25 protein-coding genes are annotated in these 22,394 nt (G+C 59.1%); 13 read left to right on the forward strand and 12 right to left on the reverse strand.

Annotation, left to right across the window (positions count from 1 at the left end; translation table 11 throughout):
- Position 1: 1 nt before the first annotated feature.
- Genes RMS95_RS05905 through RMS95_RS05945 form a run of 9 tightly spaced genes read left to right on the forward strand, consistent with a single transcriptional unit; the run spans position 2 to position 7,207 of the window.
- Complete coding sequence (locus tag RMS95_RS05905) at positions 2-838, forward strand: carbohydrate ABC transporter permease (protein ID WP_405023363.1); 837 nt, start codon at positions 2-4, stop codon at positions 836-838.
- 27 nt (positions 839-865) lie between these two features.
- Complete coding sequence (locus tag RMS95_RS05910) at positions 866-1,921, forward strand: sn-glycerol-3-phosphate ABC transporter ATP-binding protein UgpC (RefSeq protein WP_310644436.1); 1,056 nt, start codon at positions 866-868, stop codon at positions 1,919-1,921.
- A gap of 2 nt (positions 1,922-1,923) precedes the next feature.
- On the forward strand, positions 1,924-2,433 hold the full coding sequence (locus RMS95_RS05915) for a gluconokinase (protein ID WP_310644439.1): 510 nt from the start codon (positions 1,924-1,926) through the stop codon (positions 2,431-2,433).
- Complete coding sequence (locus RMS95_RS05920; RefSeq protein ID WP_310644441.1) at positions 2,430-3,200, forward strand: glucose 1-dehydrogenase; 771 nt, start codon at positions 2,430-2,432, stop codon at positions 3,198-3,200. Before RMS95_RS05915 ends, RMS95_RS05920 begins: the two co-directional genes overlap by 4 nt.
- Positions 3,201-3,209: 9 nt before the next feature.
- On the forward strand, positions 3,210-4,262 hold the full coding sequence (locus RMS95_RS05925; RefSeq protein ID WP_310644443.1) for an L-idonate 5-dehydrogenase: 1,053 nt from the start codon (positions 3,210-3,212) through the stop codon (positions 4,260-4,262).
- Positions 4,259-4,642 carry a hypothetical protein gene (locus tag RMS95_RS05930; RefSeq protein WP_310644445.1) on the forward strand — a complete coding sequence of 128 codons (384 nt, stop codon included), beginning with the start codon at positions 4,259-4,261 and terminating at the stop codon, positions 4,640-4,642. Before RMS95_RS05925 ends, RMS95_RS05930 begins: the two co-directional genes overlap by 4 nt.
- Positions 4,643-4,648: 6 nt before the next feature.
- Positions 4,649-5,422 carry a FadR/GntR family transcriptional regulator gene (locus RMS95_RS05935; RefSeq protein WP_310644447.1) on the forward strand — a complete coding sequence of 258 codons (774 nt, stop codon included), beginning with the start codon at positions 4,649-4,651 and terminating at the stop codon, positions 5,420-5,422.
- A 16-nt stretch (positions 5,423-5,438) separates the two neighbouring features.
- Positions 5,439-6,458: a D-erythronate dehydrogenase gene (denD, locus tag RMS95_RS05940; protein WP_310644449.1), complete on the forward strand. Its 1,020-nt coding sequence runs from the start codon at positions 5,439-5,441 to the stop codon at positions 6,456-6,458.
- On the forward strand, positions 6,455-7,207 hold the full coding sequence (locus RMS95_RS05945; protein WP_310644451.1) for an SDR family NAD(P)-dependent oxidoreductase: 753 nt from the start codon (positions 6,455-6,457) through the stop codon (positions 7,205-7,207). Before denD ends, RMS95_RS05945 begins: the two co-directional genes overlap by 4 nt.
- Here RMS95_RS05945 and RMS95_RS05950 read toward each other — a convergent pair.
- The 5 genes from RMS95_RS05950 to def form a co-directional block, all read right to left on the reverse strand.
- Positions 7,204-7,896: a carboxymuconolactone decarboxylase family protein gene (locus RMS95_RS05950; RefSeq protein ID WP_310644453.1), complete on the reverse strand. Its 693-nt coding sequence runs from the start codon at positions 7,894-7,896 to the stop codon at positions 7,204-7,206. The two genes, RMS95_RS05945 and RMS95_RS05950, sit on opposite strands and share 4 nt — an antisense overlap.
- Before the next feature lie 84 nt (positions 7,897-7,980).
- Entirely contained in the window at positions 7,981-8,316 is a 336-nt protein-coding gene (locus RMS95_RS05955; RefSeq protein ID WP_310644677.1) for an AzlD domain-containing protein, read from the reverse strand.
- Positions 8,317-8,324: 8 nt separating this feature from the next.
- A complete protein-coding gene (locus tag RMS95_RS05960) occupies positions 8,325-9,062 on the reverse strand; it encodes an AzlC family ABC transporter permease (protein WP_310644679.1) in 738 nt (245 codons plus the stop codon).
- Between the two features lie 10 nt (positions 9,063-9,072).
- On the reverse strand, positions 9,073-10,044 hold the full coding sequence (gene fmt, locus RMS95_RS05965) for a methionyl-tRNA formyltransferase (protein WP_310644455.1): 972 nt from the start codon (positions 10,042-10,044) through the stop codon (positions 9,073-9,075).
- Positions 10,045-10,058: 14 nt separating this feature from the next.
- Positions 10,059-10,565, reverse strand: a complete 507-nt coding sequence (gene def / locus RMS95_RS05970; RefSeq protein WP_310644457.1) for a peptide deformylase — start codon at positions 10,563-10,565, stop codon at positions 10,059-10,061.
- 112 nt (positions 10,566-10,677) lie between these two features.
- Here def and dprA point away from each other — a divergent pair, with 112 nt between their 5' ends.
- Positions 10,678-11,808, forward strand: a complete 1,131-nt coding sequence (gene dprA, locus RMS95_RS05975) for a DNA-processing protein DprA (protein WP_310644681.1) — start codon at positions 10,678-10,680, stop codon at positions 11,806-11,808.
- A gap of 33 nt (positions 11,809-11,841) precedes the next feature.
- A complete protein-coding gene (locus RMS95_RS05980) occupies positions 11,842-12,324 on the forward strand; it encodes a DUF494 domain-containing protein (RefSeq protein WP_310644459.1) in 483 nt (160 codons plus the stop codon).
- 4 nt (positions 12,325-12,328) lie between these two features.
- Here the strand turns inward: RMS95_RS05980 and secF are convergent, their stop codons facing one another.
- The 4 genes from secF to RMS95_RS06000 all read right to left on the reverse strand — a co-directional run bounded on the left by secF (position 12,329) and on the right by RMS95_RS06000 (position 19,150).
- Positions 12,329-13,282 (reverse strand): protein translocase subunit SecF, encoded by a 954-nt coding sequence (gene secF, locus RMS95_RS05985; protein WP_310644461.1) that lies wholly within the window; start codon positions 13,280-13,282, stop codon positions 12,329-12,331.
- Between the two features lie 29 nt (positions 13,283-13,311).
- Positions 13,312-15,165 (reverse strand): protein translocase subunit SecD, encoded by a 1,854-nt coding sequence (gene secD / locus RMS95_RS05990; protein WP_310644463.1) that lies wholly within the window; start codon positions 15,163-15,165, stop codon positions 13,312-13,314.
- 21 nt (positions 15,166-15,186) lie between these two features.
- The gene (gene yajC, locus RMS95_RS05995) at positions 15,187-15,519 is read right to left on the reverse strand and encodes a preprotein translocase subunit YajC (RefSeq protein ID WP_310644465.1); all 333 of its coding nucleotides are present in this window, start codon (positions 15,517-15,519) and stop codon (positions 15,187-15,189) included.
- Between the two features lie 91 nt (positions 15,520-15,610).
- Entirely contained in the window at positions 15,611-19,150 is a 3,540-nt protein-coding gene (locus RMS95_RS06000) for an indolepyruvate ferredoxin oxidoreductase family protein (RefSeq protein ID WP_310644467.1), read from the reverse strand.
- A 143-nt stretch (positions 19,151-19,293) separates the two neighbouring features.
- Between RMS95_RS06000 and RMS95_RS06005 the strand changes: the two genes are divergently transcribed.
- Positions 19,294-19,779 (forward strand): Lrp/AsnC family transcriptional regulator, encoded by a 486-nt coding sequence (locus RMS95_RS06005; RefSeq protein WP_310644468.1) that lies wholly within the window; start codon positions 19,294-19,296, stop codon positions 19,777-19,779.
- A gap of 29 nt (positions 19,780-19,808) precedes the next feature.
- Here the strand turns inward: RMS95_RS06005 and RMS95_RS06010 are convergent, their stop codons facing one another.
- On the reverse strand, positions 19,809-20,321 hold the full coding sequence (locus RMS95_RS06010; protein ID WP_310644470.1) for a hypothetical protein: 513 nt from the start codon (positions 20,319-20,321) through the stop codon (positions 19,809-19,811).
- Between the two features lie 4 nt (positions 20,322-20,325).
- Positions 20,326-21,612, reverse strand: a complete 1,287-nt coding sequence (locus tag RMS95_RS06015; RefSeq protein WP_405023364.1) for a murein transglycosylase A — start codon at positions 21,610-21,612, stop codon at positions 20,326-20,328.
- Here RMS95_RS06015 and RMS95_RS06020 point away from each other — a divergent pair.
- Positions 21,545-21,724 carry a hypothetical protein gene (locus tag RMS95_RS06020; protein WP_310644473.1) on the forward strand — a complete coding sequence of 60 codons (180 nt, stop codon included), beginning with the start codon at positions 21,545-21,547 and terminating at the stop codon, positions 21,722-21,724. The genes RMS95_RS06015 and RMS95_RS06020 overlap by 68 nt on opposite strands.
- A 25-nt stretch (positions 21,725-21,749) precedes the next feature.
- Here RMS95_RS06020 and RMS95_RS06025 read toward each other — a convergent pair whose 3' ends face one another.
- Positions 21,750-22,388, reverse strand: a complete 639-nt coding sequence (locus RMS95_RS06025; protein WP_310644475.1) for a response regulator — start codon at positions 22,386-22,388, stop codon at positions 21,750-21,752.
- Positions 22,389-22,394: the final 6 nt, after the last annotated feature.

Raw genomic sequence — 22,394 nt, forward strand, 5'->3', positions numbered from 1 at the left:
CTTGAAAAATATAGCTTCCGAAGCCAAGCTGCTGTTGATCGGCATCCCTGTGCTGCTTTGGACTTTGTTCCCCATCTATCACATGGTGTTGTTTGCGATTTCGCCACGCGACACCGCAACCTCAGGCCTCCTCTGGCCTGAGCACCCCACGCTGCAAAACTTTGAAATCGTGTTCAAACGAGATCACTTTTACTTGGACCATTTCTGGCAACAGCTGGGCAACTCCTTCCTCATCGCAGTGGCGGTCGGAACACTCACCCTGATCGTGGCCACCACCTCGGCGTTTGCCATCAGTCGCCTGAAGATCCGCGGGGGTCGCACCGTGATGAACTTGGCCTTGTTCACCTATTTCATCCCAGCCGCTTTCTTGGCGGTGCCGATGTACAAAACCATGGGCTTGTATGGTTTGTTGAACAACCAGTGGTCCTTGATCTTGGCCATGGTCACCATCGCGTCGCCTTACTGCATTTGGGTGCTCAAACAAGCCAGCGACAAGCTGCCGTTTGAGTTGGATGAAGCCGCACGCATCGATGGCGCAACGCCCTTGCAATTGTTCTGGATGGTGTATCTGCCTTTGATGGTGCCGTCGCTCGTCGCCGTGGGCACCTATGCCTTGCTGCTGGCTTGGAACGAATACCTGTATGCGTTCTTGCTGCTCTCCAACGACCAAGACGTGACCTTGGCCGTCGCACTGGGTAACTTCTTATCGGCGGACGACTCACCTTGGGAGCTGCTGATGGCCACAGGCTTGATCTACGCCTTGCCACCCGCCGCGATTTACTACACCTTCAAACGCTACATGGTGTCGGGCCTGACCGCCGGCGCTGTGAAGAGCTAACTTTTTTGCGCAACTGGAAATCAAACCATGGCATCCGTCTCCTTTAACAACGTTCAAAAAACCTACGGCAACAAAGTCAAGGTCATCCACGGCATCACGTTCGACATTCAGAACGGCGAGTTTGTGGTGTTGGTCGGCCCCTCGGGCTGCGGCAAATCCACTCTGCTGCGCATGTTGGCGGGTTTGGAAGAAATCTCGGGCGGTGAGATCAGCATTGACAGCACCGTCATCAACGAGCTCGAATCCAAAGACCGTGACATCGCAATGGTGTTCCAAAGCTACGCGCTGTACCCGCACATGACCGTGCGCGAGAACATGGCGTTTTCGCTGCGTCTGCGCAAAGCCGATGCCAAGACCACCGAAGACCGTGTGGCCCACGCTGCTCGCATCTTGAACCTTGACGCGCTGCTTGAGCGCTACCCCCGTGAACTCTCCGGTGGTCAACGCCAGCGTGTGGCCATGGGCCGCGCGATCGTGCGCGATCCCAAAGTGTTCTTGTTTGATGAACCGCTGTCTAACCTCGACGCCAAGCTGCGCGTGGCCATGCGCGCTGAAATCAAAGCACTGCATCAACGCCTGAAAACGACCACCGTCTATGTGACCCACGACCAAATCGAAGCCATGACCATGGCCGACCGCATCGTGGTGATGCACGACGGCATCGTCGAGCAGATCGGCACACCGCTGGAGCTGTTTGACCGTCCCGGCAATTTGTTTGTCGCGCAGTTCATCGGCTCACCCTCGATGAACGTGTTCAAAGGCACGGTGCAAAACGGTCAAGTGGCCGCCTTGGGTGCCTCGTGGCCCATGCCGCCCACGGCCAAGCCTGTGTCGGACGGCACGGCTGTGCATTACGGCGTGCGCCCAGGTGATTTGGAGTTGGCAGAAAGCGGTATTCCCGCACAAGTGGTGGTGGTCGAGCCCACAGGCGCGGAAACTGAATTGCTGCTGCAAATTGGCGACCAAAAATTCACGCTGGTGATGCATGGTCGCACCGACGTTCAGCCCAACGACACCGTGTACCTGAAGTTCGACGTGAACAAGGCACACGTGTTTGACGGCACCACCGAACAACGCCTCTGACCATGACACCTCCTCGCCTGATCATCATGGGCGTGAGCGGCTGCGGGAAAAGCACCGTTGGACGGCTCTTGGCCGAACGCATTGGCGTGCCTTTTTTGGAAGGCGATGAGTTGCACCCCCCACGCAATGTGGCTTTGATGGCCGCAGGGACGCCCCTCACCGACGCCGACCGTGCGGGCTGGCTAGATGCCATCGCCCAACGCCTGTCGGATCTCGGCCCCGAAGAAGGCATGGTCGTGTCGTGTTCCGCGCTCAAACGCGCCTACCGTGACCGCTTGCGTGCCGCCACACCGAACTTGCACTTTGTGCATTTGCACGGCACGCGTGCTTTGTTGGCAGCGCGTTTACGCGAACGGCAAGGCCATTACATGCCGCCTGCGCTGTTGGACAGCCAACTCGACACCTTGGAAATTCCGAGCGCCGACGAAGCCGTGCTCACCCTCGACATTGCCGAACCTGCACACCCACTGGTCGCGCAGATTGAACATCACTTGCAATTGAACCTCGCATGATCACCGCACAAACTTTTCGACTCGATGGCCGCTTGGCCTTGGTCACCGGCTCTTCGGCTGGCATTGGCTTAGGCCTGGCACGGGGCTTGGCCCAAGCGGGCGCCAGCGTCGTGCTCAACGGACGCGATGCCACCAAACTCAAAGCCACAGCGGCCACCTTGCGCGCCGAAGGCTTTGATGTGTTTGAACGCGCCTTCGACGTGACCGATGCCGACGCCGTGAAAACACACATCGATGCCATTGAGCGCGATGTGGGGCCCATCGACATCTTGATCAACAACGCAGGCATCCAACGCCGCGCCCCGTTGCACGAGTTCGACCACAAAGACTGGCACGAACTGATGCAAACCAACTTGGACAGCGTGTTCTTCGTCGGCCAAGCTGTGGCACAACACATGATCACGCGCAAGAAGGGCCGCATCATCAACATTTGCTCCGTGCAAAGCGAACTGGGTCGCCCCGGTATCTCGCCCTACATGGCCAGCAAAGGCGCCTTGAAGATGTTGACCAAAGGCATGGCGATTGACTGGGGTCCGCTGGGCCTGAACGTCAACGGCATTGGCCCCGGTTACTTCAAAACTGAACTCAACGAAAAACTGGTGAACGACGCCACCTTCAGCGCTTGGCTGACCAACCGCACCCCCAGCCGTCGCTGGGGCGATGTGGAAGAACTCGCCGGTGCGGCCGTGTTCTTGGCGAGCGATGCCTCCACCTTTGTGAACGGTCACATCCTCTATGTGGATGGCGGCGTCACTGCACAGCTTTAAGGAATACACATGAAAGCCATCGTTTGTCACGCCCCCGAGGATTTGCGCCTCGACGCGTTTGAAACCGAAGTCCTCGGCCCCCAGCAGCTCGCCGTGCGCGTCGCCTACGGCGGCATTTGCGGCTCGGATTTGCATTACTACCGCCACGGTGGCTTTGGCACCGTGCGCATCAAAGAGCCCATGGTGTTGGGCCACGAGGTGTCGGGCATCGTCAGCGCCGTCGGCTCTGGGGTGACAAATTTTGCGCCCGGCCAACGCATTGCCATCTCGCCCTCGCGTCCTTGCGGCGTCTGCCAATACTGCCAAAAAGGCCACCACAACCATTGCTTGGACATGCGGTTTTACGGCAGTGCCATGCGCTTCCCGCACATCCAAGGCGCCTTCCGCGAGTCCTTGGTGATCGAGGCCTCACAGGCCCACAAACTCAGCGACAGCCTGAGCCTGTCGCTCGCTGCACTGGCTGAACCGTTGTCCGTCGGTTTGCACGCCATCCAGCGTGCAGGCTCGGTATTTGGCAAACAAGTGTTGGTCACCGGTTGCGGACCGATCGGCGCACTCTTGATTGCAGGCCTGCGTCGTGCCGGTGCGGCGCGCATCGTGGCCGTTGACGTGGCCGACAAACCACTGGAATGCGCGCGCGCCATGGGCGCCGATGAAACCATCAACCTCGCCACCACACCCAATAGCTTGGCCCCGTTCGCGGCCAACAAAGGTGTGTTTGACGTGATGTTTGAAGCCTCGGGCAACGACAAAGCGCTGCGCAGCGGCCTAGACGTGGTGACGCCACGCGGCGTCATCGTGAGCATTGGCCTCGGCGGTGACTCGACCTTGCCGTTGAACCAGCTGGTGGGCAAAGAGCTGGAGTTGCGTGGCACCTTCCGATTCCACGAAGAATTTGCGGTCGCGGTGCGCTTCCTCAACGAAGGCTTGATCGATGGTCGTCCTGTGATCTCGCATGTGGTTGACTTTGATCAAGCCACCCAAGCTTTTGAGCTGGCCTGCGACAAGAGCCAAGCCATGAAGGTTCAAATCAACTTTGGCGCGGATAAAGTAGCCTCATGACCACATTTACAAAAACCATTCTCTTCACCGACACCGATGGCTGCGCGCGTTTTCGCGACGAGCCCATTGCCCTGACCGAAGGCAAACCCCAAGCGCGTTTGTCGCAACTCATGAGCAGCGGTGGCTATCAGTTGCGCCACAGCCCCGTGGGGTTTCGCAGCACCTTCCATTGCAGCGACCATGCGCAATGGGTGTTCATCTTGAGCGGCCACATGGAAATCGGTTTGCAAGATGGCAGCTCGCGCGTGTTCAGCCCCGGCGAACACTTCTACTCCGAAGACTTGCTGCCCGCCGGCGCCACCTTTGACGACAAGGTGCACGGCCACTGGAGCCGCCAAGTCGGCAGCCAACCCTTGGTGACTTTGTTCGTACGCGGATAAACCCACATGGCCATCAAAAACATGCTCGGCCACACGCTCGATTTGTTGGGCGAAGCCATTGTGTCTGGCCACTACGCGCCGGGCGCGTCGATGCCCCCCGAGACAGTGCTGTGCACCGAACTCGGCGTCAGCCGAACCGTGGTGCGCGAAGCGGTCAAATCGTTGGTCGCCAAAGGCCTAGTGAGCACCGGCCCCAAAGTGGGCACCCGTGTTTTGCCCTCGGACCAATGGAATTGGTTTGACCCGAATGTGGTGGCGTGGCAATCGAAGTTGGGCTTGACGCGCGAGTTCTTGCGTGACCTGCAAGACCTGCGCCGCGTGGTCGAGCCCGCGGCGGTTCGCTTGGCCGCTGAGCGCGCCACGCCTGAAGATTTGGCCGAAGTCGAAGCCGCCTACGCGGGCATGAAGCACGCCATTGAATTTGGCGGCGACTACGTGACCCACGATTTGTTGTTTCACCAAGGCTTGCTCAAAGCCTGTCACAACCGCATGGTGGTCCAAATGAGCAAAGCCATTGGCGCCTTGTTGCGCACCAGCTTTGAAATCACCACCACCAAACCCAATGGCCCCGCCCTCTCGCTGCCCTTGCACCGCGCCGTGCTCGACGCCGTGATTGCGCGCGCACCCGACAAAGCAGAGCGCGCCGTGCTCAAGCTGATCGACAGTGCCCGCGAGGACATTGAAATGGTTTTGGTCTCGAAAAAGAAATTGCCTTCTTTGGCGCTGCCTGCTTCCGCTTTGCGCGCACCCAAAGCAGGACGTGCTGTATCCCACCCTTGAACGAAAGAGTTGACCCATGCGTTTATTGATCACCGGCGGTGCTGGCTTTATTGGTGCCCGTCTGGCCCGTACCCTGCTGGCTCGCGGCCAATTGAACGGCCAAGCCATCACCCAAATCATCTTAGCCGACCAGTTTCCGGCTCCCGCCGATTTGGCCGCTGACCCACGCGTGTTGGTCAAAACTGGCCCGCTGCTGGACCATTGCCAAGCCTTGGCACATGAGGCGGTGGACGGGGTTTTCCATTTGGCATCGGCCGTCTCGGGCGAATGTGAGGCTGACTTCGACTTGGGCCTGCGTTCCAACCTCGACAGCACACGCGCCTTGTTAGACGCACTGCGCTCGCGCGTACAGGGCGGCGCAGCGCCTGCGCGTTTGGTGTTCTCCAGCTCGGTGGCTGTGTTTGGCCCTGACGACGCGGTGCCCATGCCCGACGTGGTGGGCGACGACACGCTGCCCACACCCCAAACCTCATACGGTGCCCAAAAGCACATCTGCGAGCACTTGGTGGCCGACTACACGCGCAAGGGCTACATCGATGGCCGCAGCGCCCGCTTGATGACGGTCACTGTGCGTCCAGGCAAGCCCAACGGCGCGGCCTCGTCATTTTTCAGCGGCATCATTCGCGAGCCCTTGGCGGGCGAGCCCTCCGTGTGTCCCGTGTCACCCGAGGTGTCGCACCCCGTCACCTCGCCGCGCGCGACGGTGGAAGGTTTGATCACCGTGTTTGAGTGCTCGCGTGAGGCCTACGGTGGTCGCACGGCACTGAACCTGCCAGGCTTGAACGTGACTGTGCAAGAAATGCTCGACGCGTTGACGCGTGTGGCCGGCCCCGAAGTGCGCGCCCGTGTGACGTTTGAACGCAACGAGACCATTGCAGGCATCGTGTCGCGTTGGCCCAAAGGGTCGAGCTCGGTGCGCGCCAACAAGCTGGGGCTGTTTGCCGAAAAAACCTTTGACGACATCATTCACCAATACATCGCCGACACCCAAGCGGGTCCGAATGCGGCACAAGCTCTGAAAGGATACAAAGCATGAACCAGATCGATTTACAAGGTCGCGTGGCGGTCGTCACCGGCGGCGCCCAAGGCATTGGCTTTGCCACCTGCGAACGCCTGCTGCGCTCGGGCGCATCCGTGGTGATGTGGGACATCGACGGCGCCAAGATCAACGAAGCCAAAGCGCTGTTGAGTGCGCTCGGCCCCATCAGCGGCTACGTGGTCGAACTCACGTCTGACGCCGCCGTGGCTGACACCACGGCCCAAACCATCCAAGACTTGGGCCGCATCGACATCTTGGTGAACAACGCTGGCATCACGGGTGGCAATGCCACCACGTGGGAACTCGACCCCGAGGTGTGGCGTCGTGTGATTGAAGTCAACCTGATTGCGCCTTACCTGACTTGCCGTGCCGTGACCCCTCACATGATCGAACGCGGTTGGGGTCGCATCATCAACATCGCCTCGGTCGCTGGCAAAGAAGGCAACCCCAACGCCAGCCACTACAGCGCCTCCAAAGCCGGTGTGATTGCACTGACCAAATCGCTGGCCAAAGAAGTGGCCACCAAAGGGGTGTTGGTCAACGCCATCACGCCTGCTGTGGCACGCACTGCCATGTTTGCGCAAATGACCGAAGCGCACATTGCCTACATGCTGGGCAAGATCCCCATGGGCCGCTTCGTGGAAGTGGAAGAAATTGCCGCCATGGTGGCCTGGCTGGCCAGCGAAGACTGCTCGTTCACCACCGGCTCTGTGTTTGACATCACCGGCGGTCGCTCGACGTATTAACGCGCAGGCGTGAGTGCAGGCAAGGGCGGTGGTGCATCGCCCGGAATAGGCGTGCGGTCCACATTGAGTGTCATGGCCACCAACACGTAATAGCCATTCACGGCGATCAGGTCCATCACACCCTGTTCGCCAAAAGCGTCGACCACGGCCTTGTACGTGGCGTCGCTCACCCGCGTGGTGGTGTGCAGCTCGTGGCAAAAGTTGTAGACGATGGCTTCGTCGTCTTTCATGTTGGCAGGCCGTTTGCCTTGGGCGATGGCCTCGGCCACTTGGGGATCTAGGCCGGCTTGCAAGGCCAAACGGTGATGTGCAAACCACTCGTATTGCGCCGTCCAATGACGGGCCGTGATGAGGATGGCCATCTCATTGAGCTTTTGTCCCAAGGTGCTTTTGAAGCGGATGTGCGAGCCCACTTTTTGCAAGTGATCGCCCAACTCGGGGCTGCGCAAAAACACATTGAACGGACTGCCCAAAGTGCCGTTGTTGCTGTTCGCTGCAGACCCAGCCACCGCAGCGCGAGGACCCGAACGGATGTTTTGCACCAAGTCGCGTTGTGCCTGCGTCATCTCTGAAGGGGTCAGCACTTTGAAACGACGTTGTGACTCTTGGGCATGAACCGGCGAACTGGTCGTTAAATTGGCGACCAAAAGGCAGGCCATCGCCGCCATCGAAAATTGAAAACAACGCATGGTGAAGTCGGGCCAAGCCCAAGTGAAGAGAGGGCTCAAACTATGGCGTCAACCGCCGCCCACCCTTGTCTCGGTCGTGACTTTTTAAAACCCAAGCCCGAGGTGCAGCGGCAAGTACACGGCCATGCCCCCCAAGATGGTCAAGAGCACATTGCGCTTGGCAAAGTAAATCAACGCGCCTGCCGCCGCCGCAAACAGGCGTGCGTCTTGCCACGTGGTGATGAGTTGGCCTTGGCTCATCACAATCTCGGGCACCACCACCGCAGACAAAGCGGCAATCGGCGCGTATTGCAAACCGCGCTGGGCCCAATGCGGCAAATGCCACGGCTTGTTCGACAAGAAAAAGAAGCTGCGCGTGACCACCGTCACCACGCCCAATCCAGCGATCACCAGCAAGGTCCACAGATCGGTGCTGTTCATGCCGGTGTTCATGCGTGCGCTCCTGTCGCGTCGGTGGGTTTGAAACGCTCCAACGTGAGACACAAGATCACGGCCACCGCAATGGCGACCACGATGTTGAGCTTCAAGGGCAAGGCATAGGTCACCACCGCGGCCACACCCGCCACTGCCGCCGAGACGATGCGCAAGCGAGAGCTGGCCAGCGAACACTGCACGCCCACCAGACACAAAATACCCGCGAAACCCAAACCCCAATCGGGGGGAATGCCATTGGCCAAGGCGATGCCGATCAAGCTGGCCAGCATCCAGCTGCCCCAGTTCAAGCTGTCGTTGCCCGCCAAATAGGCTTCTTGTGCCAAGCGTTCTTCAGGCGTCGCACCGGGCTGGTGAAAACGTTTGGTGAACAGCACATAGCTGATGTCAGCGGTGGCGTAGCCATGCAACATGCGACGCCAGCGCGGCAGATGAATCAAGTGAGGGCGCAGGTGCAAGCTGAACACCACAAAGCGCAAGTTCACACAAAAGCCCGTGGCCAAAATGACCCAAGCGGGGGCACCGGCCACGAGGAGCGGAATGGATGCCAGTTGCGAGCTGCCGGCAAACACCACCAAGGTCATGAACACCGATTCAAAAATACTCATGCCCGACTTGACCATGGCCACACCGGTCATCAGCCCCCAAGCCGCCACGCCCATCGCTTGAGGCGCCAGCTCGCGCAAGCCAATTTTGAATTCAGAGTGGCGGTAGAGCTGGGGGCTGAGAAACATCATGGCGGGTTCAACCTGGGGTGACGTCGAATTGTTGGCCCACCGTCAAAGGAAAGCCGCGCAAAAAATCAGCCGCTGCCAAACGTTTGCCACCTGCGCGCTGCAACTCGGTGACGCACAACACGCCCTCGCCACACGCAATGCGTACCCCTTGGGCATCTGCGCTCAGAACCGTACCAGGCCCCGCATGGCTGGCCTTCGTGGAAGGCTCAGGCACCGCACGCCACAACTTGATGACTTCGCCGTTGAGCTGAGCGGCAGCGGCAGGAAAGGGGTGGAAAGCGCGCACGCGGCGGTCAATGGTTGTCGCCGCTTCGCGCCAGTCGACGGCCGCCTCGGCTTTTTCAATTTTGTGGGCGTAAGTGATGCCCTCGAGCGGTTGCTTGACGGGTTTGAGTTGCCCCGCTTGTGCATCGTTCAAAGCCTGCACCACCAACGCACCGCCTAGGTCGGCCAAACGGTCGTGCAAGGTGGCGGTGGTGTCTTGTGCATCGATGTCGCGCACGCCGGTCAGCAGCATGTCGCCCGTGTCCAAGCCCGCATCCATTTGCATGATGACCACGCCCGTTTGCGCGTCACCCGCCTCAATCGCGCGGTGAATCGGCGCGGCGCCGCGCCAACGTGGCAACAGGGAGGCATGGATGTTGAGGCAGCCCAAACGCGGCGCGCTCAACGTCCATTGCGGCAAGATCAAACCATAAGCCGCTACCACCATCACGTCGGCGTTGGCCGCTGCAATGGCAGCTTGAGCTTGGGCTGCGTCATCGGGGTATTTGCCGTCCAAACGCAAACTCATGGGCTGTGCGACGGGAATATGGTGTTGCAGGGCCAGTTGTTTGACCGCCGAAGCTTGCAACTTCATGCCCCGACCGGCTGGGCGGTCGGGCTGCGTCAGCACCAAGGGCACCTCGTGCCCAGCCGCCAAAATTTGGGCCAACGCCACGGCGGCAAATTCGGGCGTACCCGCAAAAATAACGCGCATCAAAGACCTTTGGTTCAGGCGTCGTCGCGCGCAGATTTGAGCATTTTGGTTTTGATGCGGTTGCGCTTCAAAGGCGAGAGGTATTCCACGAACACTTTGCCCAGCAAGTGGTCCAGCTCATGCTGAATACACACCGCCAGCAAGCCGTCGGCCTCGATGGTGCGCACGTGACCATCCGCGTCTGTGGCTTTGACTTTGACTTGGGTCGCGCGCTCCACGCCGTCATAAATGCCTGGCACCGACAAGCAGCCCTCTTCACCTTTGACGCGCTCATCGCCCATCCATGTGATTTCGGGGTTGATGAGCACCATGGGCTCGTTGCGTTTTTCTGAAACATCAATCACCACCAAGCGCTCATGCACATCCACTTGGGTGGCCGCGAGGCCGATGCCGTTGGCGTCGTACATGGTCTCCAGCATGTCGGCGATGAGGGTGCGGATGCGCGCATCCACCTCAGCGACGGGCTTGGCCACGGTGTGAAGTTTGGGGTCAGGGAATCGGAGAATGTCTAACTTGGGCATGCGCATATTGTCTCTGCTTTTGAAATTTTCGACCTGCGCGCATGTGTATTTGAAAGCACGCTCTCCACAATGGTTTTCACACCACAAGGAGACCCGCATGCACCCCACGCCCCTGACCCAAGACGAATTGCGCGCTTGGCTGCGGTTGAGCTTGACCGATGGGGTCGGCAACGATGCCGCTCGGCGACTGCTGGCCGCCTTTGGCAGCCCGCAGGCTGTGTTTGCCCAAAGCGAGGCTGCGTTGTGCCAAGTGGTCACCGCCAAACAGGCCTTGGCCCTGCTGACCGACCCCAACGAACTGGCCGTGCAGTGCGTGCGCACCCAGCAGTGGCTGGCCCACCAACCCGACACGCACCGCCATGCGGTGTGGACTTTGGGCGATGCCCATTACCCCGACGCCTTGCTGCAATTGCCAGACCCACCGCTGATGGTCTACGCACAAGGCCAGTTGGAGGCTACTTTGGGGCCTGCCGTGGCCATCGTCGGCAGCCGCAACCCCACGCCACAAGGGGCACAAACGGCAGCGCAATTTGGCGAAGCCTTGGCGGCCGCTGGCTTGTGCGTGGTCTCGGGCTTGGCTTTGGGCGTGGATGGCGCGGCACACCTTGGCGCGCTGCGGGGTGCGCGCTCGCGCGAAACGGCTGACCATTGGCACACAGTGGCCGTGGTGGGCACGGGCTTGGACCGCGTGTACCCACGCCAACACCAAACCTTGGCCTACGACATCGCGCAACACGGTCTCATGCTGAGCGAATACCACTTGGGCACGGCCCCGCTGCCCGCCAACTTTCCCAAACGCAATCGACTCATTGCCGCCCTCGGTTTGGGCACCTTGGTGGTGGAAGCGGCCTTGCAATCGGGCTCGCTCATCACGGCACGCTTGGCGCTTGATTTAGGGCGTGAAGTGCTGGCCATCCCGGGCTCCATCCATGCCACACAATCGCATGGCTGCCATGCCTTGATACGCCAAGGCGCCAAATTGGTGGAAAAGGCCCAAGACGTGCTGGAAGAGCTGCAATTGCAAGAACAAACGTTGCTGTTTGATGAGTCGCCGCACGACGACGCAACAACCGAACCCACGCTTTTGGGCCACATGGGCTACGGCCCCGTCAGCTTGGATGCCCTGCAAGCGCGTTGTGGCATCGCCACGGCCAGCTTGCAAGCCCAGCTCTTGACCTTGGAGCTGGACGGCTTGATTGGGCGCTTGCCCGGTGGTTTATTTCAGCGTTTGGGGCAAGCGTGAAGGGCTTGCAACAAATACCGTTATATTGAACCCATGTTTGAAGTGCTCGTCTTTGTTTACGAAAACTACTGGCACGGTGATGCGTGTCCGGAGCTCGCGCAACTGGGCCGCAAACTCAGTGCGGCAGGCTTCGAAGCGGACGACATTTCGCAGGCCTTGCAATGGCTAGATGGCTTGAGCATCGCCTCACACCACACGGAGCTGATCGACATCAGCCAATCCTCGCCCGAACACCACACCGAGTCAGCACACAGCCTGCGTGTGTATTCGGTCGCCGAGCAAGACCGCTTAGGCGCGGCGTGCTTGGGCTTCATCCGTTTCTTAGAAACCGCCGAAGTGCTCTCGCCTCACATGCGCGAAATCGTGCTCGACCGCGCCATGGCGGTGGCCACCCAGCCCATTGATTTGGATGACCTGAAAATCATCGTGCTGATGGTCTACTGGAGCGTGGGCTTAGAGCCCGACGCGCTGGTGCTAGACGAGTTGTGTGACGACGCAGACCGCGTCGCACATTGAAGACTTAGACCACCGCGCCCGAGTTTTCGTCGTCAGGATCGCCCGCTGCTTTGACAGGGGCCTTGATCAAATCTTCGCGTTGAATGCCCAGCCACATGGCGATGGCCGCGGCCACGAACACCGACGAGTAGATACCGAAGCAAATACCGATGGTCAGCGCCAGCGCAAAGTAGTGCAAGGTCGCGCCCCCAAACAGCAACATAGACAACACCATGAGCTGTGTACAGCCGTGGGTGATGATGGTGCGGCTGATGGTGGAGGTGATGGCGTTGTCGATGATTTCGACCGTGTCCATCTTGCGGTAGCGGCGGAAGTTCTCGCGAATACGGTCAAAAATCACCACCGATTCGTTCACTGAATAACCCAGCACGGCCAACACGGCAGCCAGCACGGGCAGCGAAAACTCCCACTGGAAGAACGCGAAGAAACCCAAGATGATGACCACGTCATGCAAGTTCGCAATGATGGCAGCCACCGCAAACTTCCACTCAAAGCGCATGGCCAAATAAATCATGATGCCCACGACCACAAAAGCCAGCGCCTTGAGGCCATCCGCCGCCAACTCGTCGCCCACTTGCGGGCCGACAAACTCGGTGCGGCGCAGTTGCACGGAAGCATCTATCCCCTTCAAAGCTGCCAACACTTGGTCGCTTTGCTGGGCTGAACTCTGGCCTTTGACCGCAGGCATGCGGATCATCACATCGCGGGCGGTGCCAAAGTTTTGCACCTGCACGTCGTTCAAACCGAGCTTGGCGATTTGGTCGCGCACCACGTTCAAGTCAGCGGGCTGGCTGTAGCTGACTTCCATCAACGTACCGCCCGTGAACTCCACCGACAGGTGCAAGCCACGGTTGAACAAGAAGAACACCGCGGCCAAAAAGGTGATGAACGAAATGGCGTTGAACGCCACCGCATTCTTCATGAACGGGATGTCTTTGCGGATCTTAAAAAATTCCATGACTCAATTTCTTTCTTGTCGCCACGCGATCAGGCGCGCCACACGGTGCCGATGGACACGCTTTGTAATTTCTTTTGGCGGCCATACCAAACGTTGACCAAGCCACGCGAGAAGAACACGGCCGAGAACATGCTGGTCAAAATGCCCAAGCAATGCACCACAGCAAAGCCACGCACGGGGCCCGAGCCAAAGGCCAACAAGGCCAAGCCGGCAATCAGGGTGGTGACGTTCGAGTCAAGAATGGTGGCCCAAGCGCGGTCGTAACCGGCGTGAATGGCCGACTGAGGCGATGCGCCATTGCGCAACTCTTCGCGCACGCGTTCGTTGATCAGCACGTTGGCGTCAATCGCCATACCCAACACCAAAGCCATCGCGGCCATACCGGGCAAAGTGAGCGTGGCTTGCAACATGGACAGCACCGCCACCAAGAGCAACAAGTTCACCGCCAAAGCCACGCTGGAGAACATGCCGAACAACATGTAGTACACGCACATGAAGGCGGTCACCGCCACAAAGCCCCAAGTGACGGAGTTAAAACCCTTGGCAATGTTTTCAGCACCGAGGCTAGGGCCAATGGTGCGTTCTTCGATGATTTCCATCGGCGCAGCGAGTGAGCCCGCACGCAACAGCAAGGCGGTGTCGTTGGCTTCCACGGTGCTCATGCGGCCCGAAATTTGCACGCGGCCACCGCCGATTTCGCTGCGAATCACAGGCGCGGTGACGACTTCGCCCTTGCCTTTTTCAAACAACAAAATGGCCATGCGCTTGCCCACACTCTCACGGGTCACGTCCTTGAAAATGCGTGCACCCTTGGCGTCGAGCGTCAGGTGCACGGCGGCTTCTTGGTTTTGGGTGTCAAAGCCAGGTTGTGCGTCGGTGAGGTTTTCACCTGTCAAGATCACTTGCTTCTTCACAATCACGGCCTGACCGCTGCGCTCTAAAAAGCGCTCGGTGCCAAATGGCACAGGGCCGTTGCTCAGCTCCGCGCTGCGGGCCTCGGCACTGTCATCCACCATGCGGATTTCCAGCGTAGCCGTGCGGCCCAAAATGTCTTTGGCCTTGGCCGTGTCTTGCACGCCAGGCAGTTGCACCACGATGCGGTCCGTGCCTTGCTGTTGAATCACAGGTTCGGCCACGCCCAACTCATTGATACGGTTGTGCAAGGTGGTGATGTTTTGCTTGATCGCTTGCTCTTGCACGCGCTTCGCGGCCACGGGGTTGATCACCGCCGTGAGTTTGAAGTCGGCGCCATCGGGCGCGCTGGTGGTTTGCAAATCGGCAAACTGGTCTTGAATCACGCGCTGGGCGGACTCCAACGTGGCCATATCGCGAAAGCGCACCTCGATGGCTTGGCCATTGCGGCTGATGCCACTGTGGCGCACGTTTTTCTCGCGCAAGCCGGTGCGAATGTCACCCGCCAACGATTCGGCTTTCTTGGTCAAAGCCGCTGGCATGTCGACTTGCAACATGAAGTGCACGCCACCGCGCAAGTCCAAACCCAAATACATGGGCGAGGCGCCCAAGCTGGTCAGCCATGCAGGTGAACGGGCCAAGAGGTTCAACGCCACCACATAAGCGGGGTCGTTGGCATCTGGCACCAACGCATGTTGAATGGCATCTTTGGCTTTGAGCTGGGTGTCGGTGTTGTCAAAACGGGCTTTGAGCGACCCGTTGTCCAAGGTCAACACCTCAGGCGTGAGGTTCGCCGCTTTCAGGGCCTCTTCCACACGCGCTTGAACCGCAGCGTCCACTTTGACGCCGGGTTTGCCTGCGCTCACTTGAACGGCAGGTGCTTCACCAAAAAAGTTAGGCAGCGTGTAGATGCTGCCAATCAACAAAGCGATCACGATGATCGCGTATTTCCAAAACGGGTAACGGTTCATGATCGCTTCGTATCTCAGAGATTACTTGACAGAGCCTTTGGGCAAAACTTGCACCACAGCGTGACGCTGCAATTGCACTTCCACGCCAGGAGAAACTTCCAAGCTCAGGGTGTTGTCACCGAGTTTGGTGACTTTGCCGAGCAAGCCGCCAGCGGTGGCGATTTCGTCACCTTTGGCGAGCGCGTCGATCATGGCTTTGTGTTCTTTTTGACGCTTCATCTGAGGACGAATCATCACGAAGTACAAGACCACGAACATCAACACCAAAGGCAACATGCCGGTGAGGGAAGACATGATGTCGCCACCAGCAGCAGCGGCAGGGGCGGTTTGAGCAAAAGCAGAAGAAATCAACACGATCGAACTCCAATAAGAAGGACTCCCGCCTAGGTGCAAAACGCCTAGACGGGCCAATCGCGGATTGTATGCGGCGGGGGTGTGACGGGGATTAACCCTGCCACGCCGCCATCAAACTCGCCCACTTGCCACGCACAGCCGCCAAATGACGGGCTTTGACGTGGCCAAAACCTTTGATTTGCTCAGGTACTCGGGCAATGTCCAGCGCCAACGCGTGGTTGTCCGCGCTGAGTTTGGCGAGCACTTGGTCGATGCTGGCTTGGTATTCACCGATCAAGGCGCGCTCGGTGCGGCGCTCTTCGGTGTTGCCAAACACATCCAACGCGGTGCCGCGCAGGCCCTTGAGGTGCTTGAGCAACTTAAAGCCGGTCAGCATGAACGGACCAAACTTCTGCTTTTGCAATTCGCCTTTGGCATTGGTTTTGGCGATCAAGGGCGGAGCCAAGTGGTAATTCACGGTGTAGTCGCCCTCAAACATGCCGTTGATCTTTTGCAAAAACGTGGTGTCGGTGTGCAAACGGGCCACTTCGTACTCATCTTTGTACGCCATGAGCTTGAACAAATTACGCGCCACGGCCTCGGTCAAACTGGTTTTTTGCAGCGGCGCTTCCGCTGCACGCACACGGTCCACCACCGCACGGTAACGCTGTGCATACGCCGCGTCTTGGTAGTCGGTGAGGAAGGCCACGCGCTGATCGATCACCGCATCCACACTTTGACGCGCATGAAACTGCACCACTTGCGTGGGGTTTTGCGAAGCGTCAATCAGCGCATTCACGCCCGCGAGGTCATGCGCACAGTGACGCCCCCACGTGAAGGCCGCCTTGTTTTGCTCGACCGCCACGTTGTTGAGTTCAATCGCGCGCATGAGCGCCTCCAAGCCCAACGGCACCCAGCCCTTTTGCCAAGCGTAGCCCAGCAACATCGGGTTGATGTAAATGCTGTCACCCAGCGCTTGCAAAGAGACGCGGTTCGCATCAAATGCACTCACGCCGTCGACACCCACGGTTTGGGTGATGTCCGCCAAGCAGGCATCGGCGGGGTTTTGCCAATCGGTATTTTTGACAAATGCAGCGGTCGGTGTGCTGTGTGCGTTCAAGGCCACATGGGTGCGTCCGGCCAACATGCGCTGCAAGGTTTCTTTGCCGGCCGAGACGATGGGGTCACAGCCGATGATCAAGTCGGCTGCAGCCATGCTCACCCGCGTGGTGCGAATGGTGTCTTGGTCGTTGGCAATCAAGACATGGCTCCATGTAGCGCCACCTTTTTGGGCCAAGCCTGCCGAGTCTTGTGTGACGATGCCTTTGCCCTCGATGTGCGCGGCCATGCCCAACAACTGACCGATGGTGATGACGCCCGTGCCTCCCACGCCCGCCACCACCGTGCCCCATGCGTGCGCGGTGCTGGGCAAGGTGGGCTCTGGCAATGTCACATCCGGCATGGCGATCTTGGAGACGCCTTTGGCCTTCTTTTTCAGCTGCCCGCCTTCGATGGTGACAAAGCTGGGGCAAAACCCTTTGAGACAACTGGTGTCTTTGTTGCAGGTGCTTTGGTTGATGGTGCGTTTGCGACCAAAGTCCGTTTCTAAGGGCTCAACGCTCAAGCAATTGCTTTGCACACCACAGTCGCCGCAGCCCTCACACACCAACTCGTTGATGAGCACGCGCACCGCCGGATCGACCATCGTGCCGCGTTTGCGACGGCGGCGTTTTTCGGTGGCGCAGGTTTGGTCGTAAATGATGACCGTGCAGCCTTTGATCTCGCGCATTTCGCGTTGAATGCGGTCCAACGCATCGCGGTGGAACACTTCCACACCGCTCACCAAATCAGCGCCTTCGTATTTCTCGGGTTCATCCGTCACGATGACGATGCGCTGTGCGCCTTCTGCCTTCATGCTTTGCGCGATTTGCAAGGTGTTGTGCCCCTCAGGGTGCTCGCCCACGGGCTGACCGCCGGTCATGGCGACGGCATCGTTGTACAAAATTTTGTAGGTGATGTTCACACCGGCGGCCACGCTTTGGCGAATGGCCAAGATGCCGCTGTGAAAGTACGTGCCGTCACCGATGTTGGCAAAAATGTGCGCGTCGTTCACAAACGGTTGCTGGCCCACCCACGGCGTGCCTTCGCCCCCCATTTGGGTGAAGCCCGACGTGCTGCGGTCCATCCACAGCGACATGAAGTGGCAGCCAATGCCCGCCATGGCGCGCGAACCTTCGGGCACCTTGGTGCTGGTGTTGTGCGGGCAACCCGAGCAAAACCAAGGCTGGCGGTCGGCCTTGACTTCCACCGTGGTCATCGCCTGCTCTTTGGCGGTGATGATGGCCAGCTGCGCATTGATGCGGGAGGTGGTGTCGGCATCCACGCCAAGTTTGAGCACGCGCTGGGCAATGGCCTTGGCGATCAAGCTAGGGTTCAAATCGGCATTGGCGCGCAACAGGGTGCTGTCTTTGGGGTTGGGCATGGACCACTCGCCACCGCCCTCGCTCGTTTCGTTGAACTTACCCAACACGACGGGCCGAACATCCGAACGCCAGTTGTAGAGCTCTTCTTTGAGTTGGTACTCAATGACTTGGCGCTTTTCTTCGATCACCAAAATCTCTTGCAAGCCCGTGGCGAACTCACGCGTGAGTTGCGCTTCCAGCGGCCACACCACGGCCACTTTGTGCAGGCGAATGCCAATGCGGCGGCAGGTGTCATCGTCCAGCCCCAAATCGAGCAGGGCTTGGCGCGTGTCGTTGTAGGCCTTGCCGCTGGCGATCAGGCCTAAGCGGTCGTTCGGGCCCTCAATCACGTTGTAGTTCAAACGGTTGGCGCGCACATAAGCGAGCGCGGCATACCACTTGTAGTCAAACAAACGCGCCTCTTGGCTGAGCGCGTCATCGGGCCAGCGAATGTGGATGCCGCCAGCAGGCATCTCAAATTCGGGAATGACGATGTTCACGCGGTCAGGATCGATCACCGCGGTCGCGCTGGACTCCACAATTTCTTGGATCGTCTTCATGCCCGACCACACGCCAGAAAAGCGACTCATGGCGATGCCATGCAAACCCAAATCCAAAATGTCTTGCACGCTTGCAGGGAAAAACACCGGCGTGCCGCAGGCTTTGAAAATGTGGTCGCTCTGGTGCGCAGCGGTGGAGCTTTTGGCAATGTGATCGTCCCCCGCCACGGCCAGCACGCCCCCCCAAGGCGTCGTGCCTGCCATGTTGGCGTGCTTGAACACATCGGAGCACCGGTCCACGCCAGGGCCTTTCCCGTACCAAATGCCAAACACCCCGTCGAACTTGTTGCTGCCAGGGGGCGCAAAACCCAGCTGCTGTGTGCCCCACAAGGCCGTGGCGGCCAACTCTTCGTTCACACCGGGTTGAAACACGATGTGTTGCGCCTGCAAATAATCTTTGGCTTTCCACAAAGCCTGGTCGTAGCCACCCAAGGGCGAGCCACGGTAACCGCTGATGAAGCCCGCGGTGTTTTTGCCTTGCAACGCATCACGCTGGCGTTGCAACATGGGCAGCTTGACCAACGCCTGCACCCCGCTCATGAAAGCACGCCCCGCATCGAGGCTGTATTTGTCATCCAGCGTCACGGTTTCGAGGGCGCGGCGAATGTGCTCGGGGAGCGGTGCGTTCATGGCTGTCTCCATTGATATCTTGAATTTGTCACAAAGTGTAGGGGGCGTCCCCAGATAAAGGTTTTCTTTTTATTCACTGAATCGCCGCATTTGCGCAAGATTCTTTCTAGAATTTTGGAATAACGAAAGATAAAGGCGTTACCTTGGAGACACTCGATAAATTTGATATTGCGATCTTGAGCGAACTGCAACGCGATGCCCGACTGACCAACGCCGAACTCGCACAGCGCGTAGGCTTGAGCGCCGCGCCATGCTGGCGACGCGTGCGGATGTTGGAAGAAGAGGGCTACATCACGGGTTACCGCGCTGAACTCAACCGCCAAATGCTGGGTTTGGGCGTGTTGGCGTTTGTGCGGCTCGATGCCGAGCGCAACTCCGGCGATGTCACGCAGGTCTTAGAAGCGGCGATTCGCCAAATCCCTGAAATCGTGTCGTGCCACTACATCAGCGGAACAGGCACTTTTGAGCTGCAAGTGGTCTCGCGTGACCTGCACACCTTCAGCCAATTTGCGCGCGACGTGTTGATCAACCTGCCGCATGTGAAAGATTTACACACCAGCTTTTCACTCGGCGAGGTGAAAGCGAGCGGGGCATTGCCATTGACCCATTTGGAAAAGCACAGCTACTGACACACGCGGCAGCACCGCCGTCACGCGCCTCAGTGCACTTGGTGTGCCGTGGACGGTAGGGGCAACGCAGGCGACGAGGCGTCGTCAAACCCCACGCCCCAACCTGCTTTTTCCTGCAACTTGTTCAGCAAGGTCATCATGATTTGCAGCACATGCGGCGGCAACTTCAAGTTCACGCTGTTTTTGGTGATCAGTTGCAACTCAATCGCGGTCTGCCCATCGTCTTGTTGGTGAATCACCAAACCGATCACCAACAGGGGGGCTTCCCCCAAAGGCTTTTGCGGTGCGGGCTTGTACGCATCATTGAAGTTGGCTTGTTGGGCCACGGCTTGTTGCTGAAACGATTGAACGGCTTGCGCCACTTGAGGTTCGTGCGTTTTCTCGAGGGCTTTCACCGCCACGTGTTGCGTGCCCTGAATCAACCCTTTGAGCATCATGCGGGTCAGCCAAAAGCTGAATTCTTCGCCGGTACTCGTGTTGAAGCGAAACAACACCCGGTCTTCTTGCGAAATCCACTCGCCATTGAACTGTTGAATCGACATAGATTTACCTCGGCCACAGCACCCAAAGGCGCAAGGGCTGTTTCATGCGGCCCGCGAAGTCACCCGCGTCTGAGCCTGTGCCGGCAAAGTAGTCGGCACGCACGGCACCCACAATGGCGCTGCCCGTGTCTTGGGCGAACACCAAGCGTTGCAAATTCGCATTCGGACCTGCCGATGCCATCCACACGGGGGTGCCATAAGGAATCGAATCTTTGTCGACGGCGATCGAACGGCCTGCGGTCAAAGGCACGCCTTGTGCACCGCGTGGTCCCAAGTTGGCCTCCGCGCCTGTGCGCGTTTCTTCGCGGAAAAACACATAACGCGGGTTGCTCCAAAACATCTCTTGCACCAAGGCGGGGTTGCTTTGCTGGGTCGCCACAATCCACGCCTTGATGCCAGGCCACGACGCATCGCGGATCAAACCTCGGTCCAACAACCAACGACCCACGCTTTGGTAAGGCCACTCGTTCGCCCCCGCAAATGCCAAACGCACCACGCGCACGCTGCCATCGGAATTGGTAAAACGCACACGGCCTGAACCTTGGATGTGCAGCACCAGCGCATCCACAGGGTCGGCCAGCCAAGCCACTTCACGGCCTCGCAAGGCATCACGGGCTTGGGAAGAGGTGTCAATCTCCTGCCGACTGAACCACGGGCGACCGCTGCGCCGCACCTCGTTCAAGGCGTCTGGCGGGGCGTACAAAGGCACCTCAAAGCCGGGGCGTTGCACGGGCGATGCATCGAACAGCGGTTCGTAATAGCTGGTGAGTAAGCCATCCGCCGACCCGGTGTCTGCCGCTTCAACGCGGTAGGGCTGCAACTGGCCCATCATCCACACACGACGTTCATCCACGCTACCCAACGAGAGTTGGCGCACGTTTTGACACAGCGGTGCAAACAAAGGCCCTGGGCGTTCGCAGTTTTGCAGCCACGCATTCCACGCGTCTTGCAAGTCGTCGTTTTGCCAGCCGGGTACCTCGCCCCATGGCACAGGCACCCAACGGCTTCGGTAACTGGCACGCGGATTGGGCGTGCCCGGCATGCCGGCCAACGTGCCTGTGGCCCGAGGCAGCTCAGGCGCAACACGCGCGTTCGGCAAGGGCTCGGCACGCGATGCCGGACGGCTGTATTCGTCCACGGGCACGCGCAGTCGCGAACCTGTGCTGCAAGAAACCAAGGTTCCTACAATCAAAGCTCCCAACACATGCCACAGGATTTTTTTCATGTTCTTGATTTTGCTTGAAGCGCTAGGCGCGGGTTGCATCTTGGTGGTGATCGTGTGGTGGACCATGTTCTCAGGCCGCAGCGACACCGAAGCACAGCACCAAGCCGCGCTTGACCAAGCGGCCGCAGACAGCGCCAAAGACGCCGCCGCAACCGATAAGACCGAACGCGACCACTAAAACGCCGCGGCGCCCGCGCGTCACGTCAATCTCCGCGCAGCAAGTTGGCCAACTCCACCGCCGACTTGACCGCCATCTTGTCAAACACACGGGCGCGGTGCACCTCGACCGTACGCACGCTGATGTCGAGCTGATCGGCAATCAATTTATTGGGCAAGCCCTCGACCACCAAGCGCATCACATCGCGTTCACGCTCGGTCAAATCGGACAAGTTTTGTTGCAGGTTGGTGCGGTGACGGTGCTGTTGCAAGGTGTGGTGCGAACGCTCCAAGGCTTGTTCAATGCGGTCGACCAAGGCATTGTCTGAAAACGGCTTTTCATAAAAATCAAACGCGCCGCGCTTGACCGAGTCCACAGCGGTCGGCACATCGGCATGGCCCGTCAAAAAAATCACGGGCAACACGTCGAGCAACTCGCGCTCGATCAACTGTTCAAACAGTGCCAAGCCACTCATGCCGAGCATGCGCACATCCAACAGCAAACAGCCGGGCTGGGAGGGTCGCCAAGGTCGATCGGCTTGCGCGTTCAAAAACGCCGCAAAGGCATCCGCACTGTCAAACGACTGGCTGGGCAAGCGACGTGAGCGCAGCAGCCATGCCAACGCTTCGCGCACACCGGCGTCGTCATCGACGATAAAAACCAAAGCATCTTCGGTGGGTTGCATGCGCGA

Origin of the sequence: Limnohabitans sp. (assembly GCF_031539175.1) — a bacterium.
GTDB lineage: Bacteria > Pseudomonadota > Gammaproteobacteria > Burkholderiales > Burkholderiaceae_C > Limnohabitans.

Bases quoted from the DNA above. Each gene is read 5' to 3' on its own strand.
- RMS95_RS05910 (WP_310644436.1), top strand. From the start codon at position 866: ATGGCATCCGTCTCCTTTAACAACGTTCAAAAAACCTACGGCAACAAA.
- RMS95_RS05915 (WP_310644439.1), top strand. From the start codon at position 1,924: ATGACACCTCCTCGCCTGATCATCATGGGCGTGAGCGGCTGCGGGAAA.
- RMS95_RS05920 (WP_310644441.1), top strand. From the start codon at position 2,430: ATGATCACCGCACAAACTTTTCGACTCGATGGCCGCTTGGCCTTGGTC.
- RMS95_RS05925 (WP_310644443.1), top strand. From the start codon at position 3,210: ATGAAAGCCATCGTTTGTCACGCCCCCGAGGATTTGCGCCTCGACGCG.
- RMS95_RS05930 (WP_310644445.1), top strand. From the start codon at position 4,259: ATGACCACATTTACAAAAACCATTCTCTTCACCGACACCGATGGCTGC.
- RMS95_RS05935 (WP_310644447.1), top strand. From the start codon at position 4,649: ATGGCCATCAAAAACATGCTCGGCCACACGCTCGATTTGTTGGGCGAA.
- denD (WP_310644449.1), top strand. From the start codon at position 5,439: ATGCGTTTATTGATCACCGGCGGTGCTGGCTTTATTGGTGCCCGTCTG.
- RMS95_RS05945 (WP_310644451.1), top strand. From the start codon at position 6,455: ATGAACCAGATCGATTTACAAGGTCGCGTGGCGGTCGTCACCGGCGGC.
- RMS95_RS05950 (WP_310644453.1), bottom strand. From the start codon at position 7,896: ATGCGTTGTTTTCAATTTTCGATGGCGGCGATGGCCTGCCTTTTGGTC.
- RMS95_RS05955 (WP_310644677.1), bottom strand. From the start codon at position 8,316: ATGAACAGCACCGATCTGTGGACCTTGCTGGTGATCGCTGGATTGGGC.
- RMS95_RS05960 (WP_310644679.1), bottom strand. From the start codon at position 9,062: ATGTTTCTCAGCCCCCAGCTCTACCGCCACTCTGAATTCAAAATTGGC.
- fmt (WP_310644455.1), bottom strand. From the start codon at position 10,044: ATGCGCGTTATTTTTGCGGGTACGCCCGAATTTGCCGCCGTGGCGTTG.
- def (WP_310644457.1), bottom strand. From the start codon at position 10,565: ATGCCCAAGTTAGACATTCTCCGATTCCCTGACCCCAAACTTCACACC.
- RMS95_RS05980 (WP_310644459.1), top strand. From the start codon at position 11,842: ATGTTTGAAGTGCTCGTCTTTGTTTACGAAAACTACTGGCACGGTGAT.
- secF (WP_310644461.1), bottom strand. From the start codon at position 13,282: ATGGAATTTTTTAAGATCCGCAAAGACATCCCGTTCATGAAGAATGCG.
- secD (WP_310644463.1), bottom strand. From the start codon at position 15,165: ATGAACCGTTACCCGTTTTGGAAATACGCGATCATCGTGATCGCTTTG.
- RMS95_RS06000 (WP_310644467.1), bottom strand. From the start codon at position 19,150: ATGAACGCACCGCTCCCCGAGCACATTCGCCGCGCCCTCGAAACCGTG.
- RMS95_RS06010 (WP_310644470.1), bottom strand. From the start codon at position 20,321: ATGTCGATTCAACAGTTCAATGGCGAGTGGATTTCGCAAGAAGACCGG.
- RMS95_RS06020 (WP_310644473.1), top strand. From the start codon at position 21,545: ATGTTCTTGATTTTGCTTGAAGCGCTAGGCGCGGGTTGCATCTTGGTG.
- RMS95_RS06015 (WP_405023364.1), bottom strand. From the start codon at position 21,612: ATGGTCCACCACACGATCACCACCAAGATGCAACCCGCGCCTAGCGCT.
- RMS95_RS06025 (WP_310644475.1), bottom strand. From the start codon at position 22,388: ATGCAACCCACCGAAGATGCTTTGGTTTTTATCGTCGATGACGACGCC.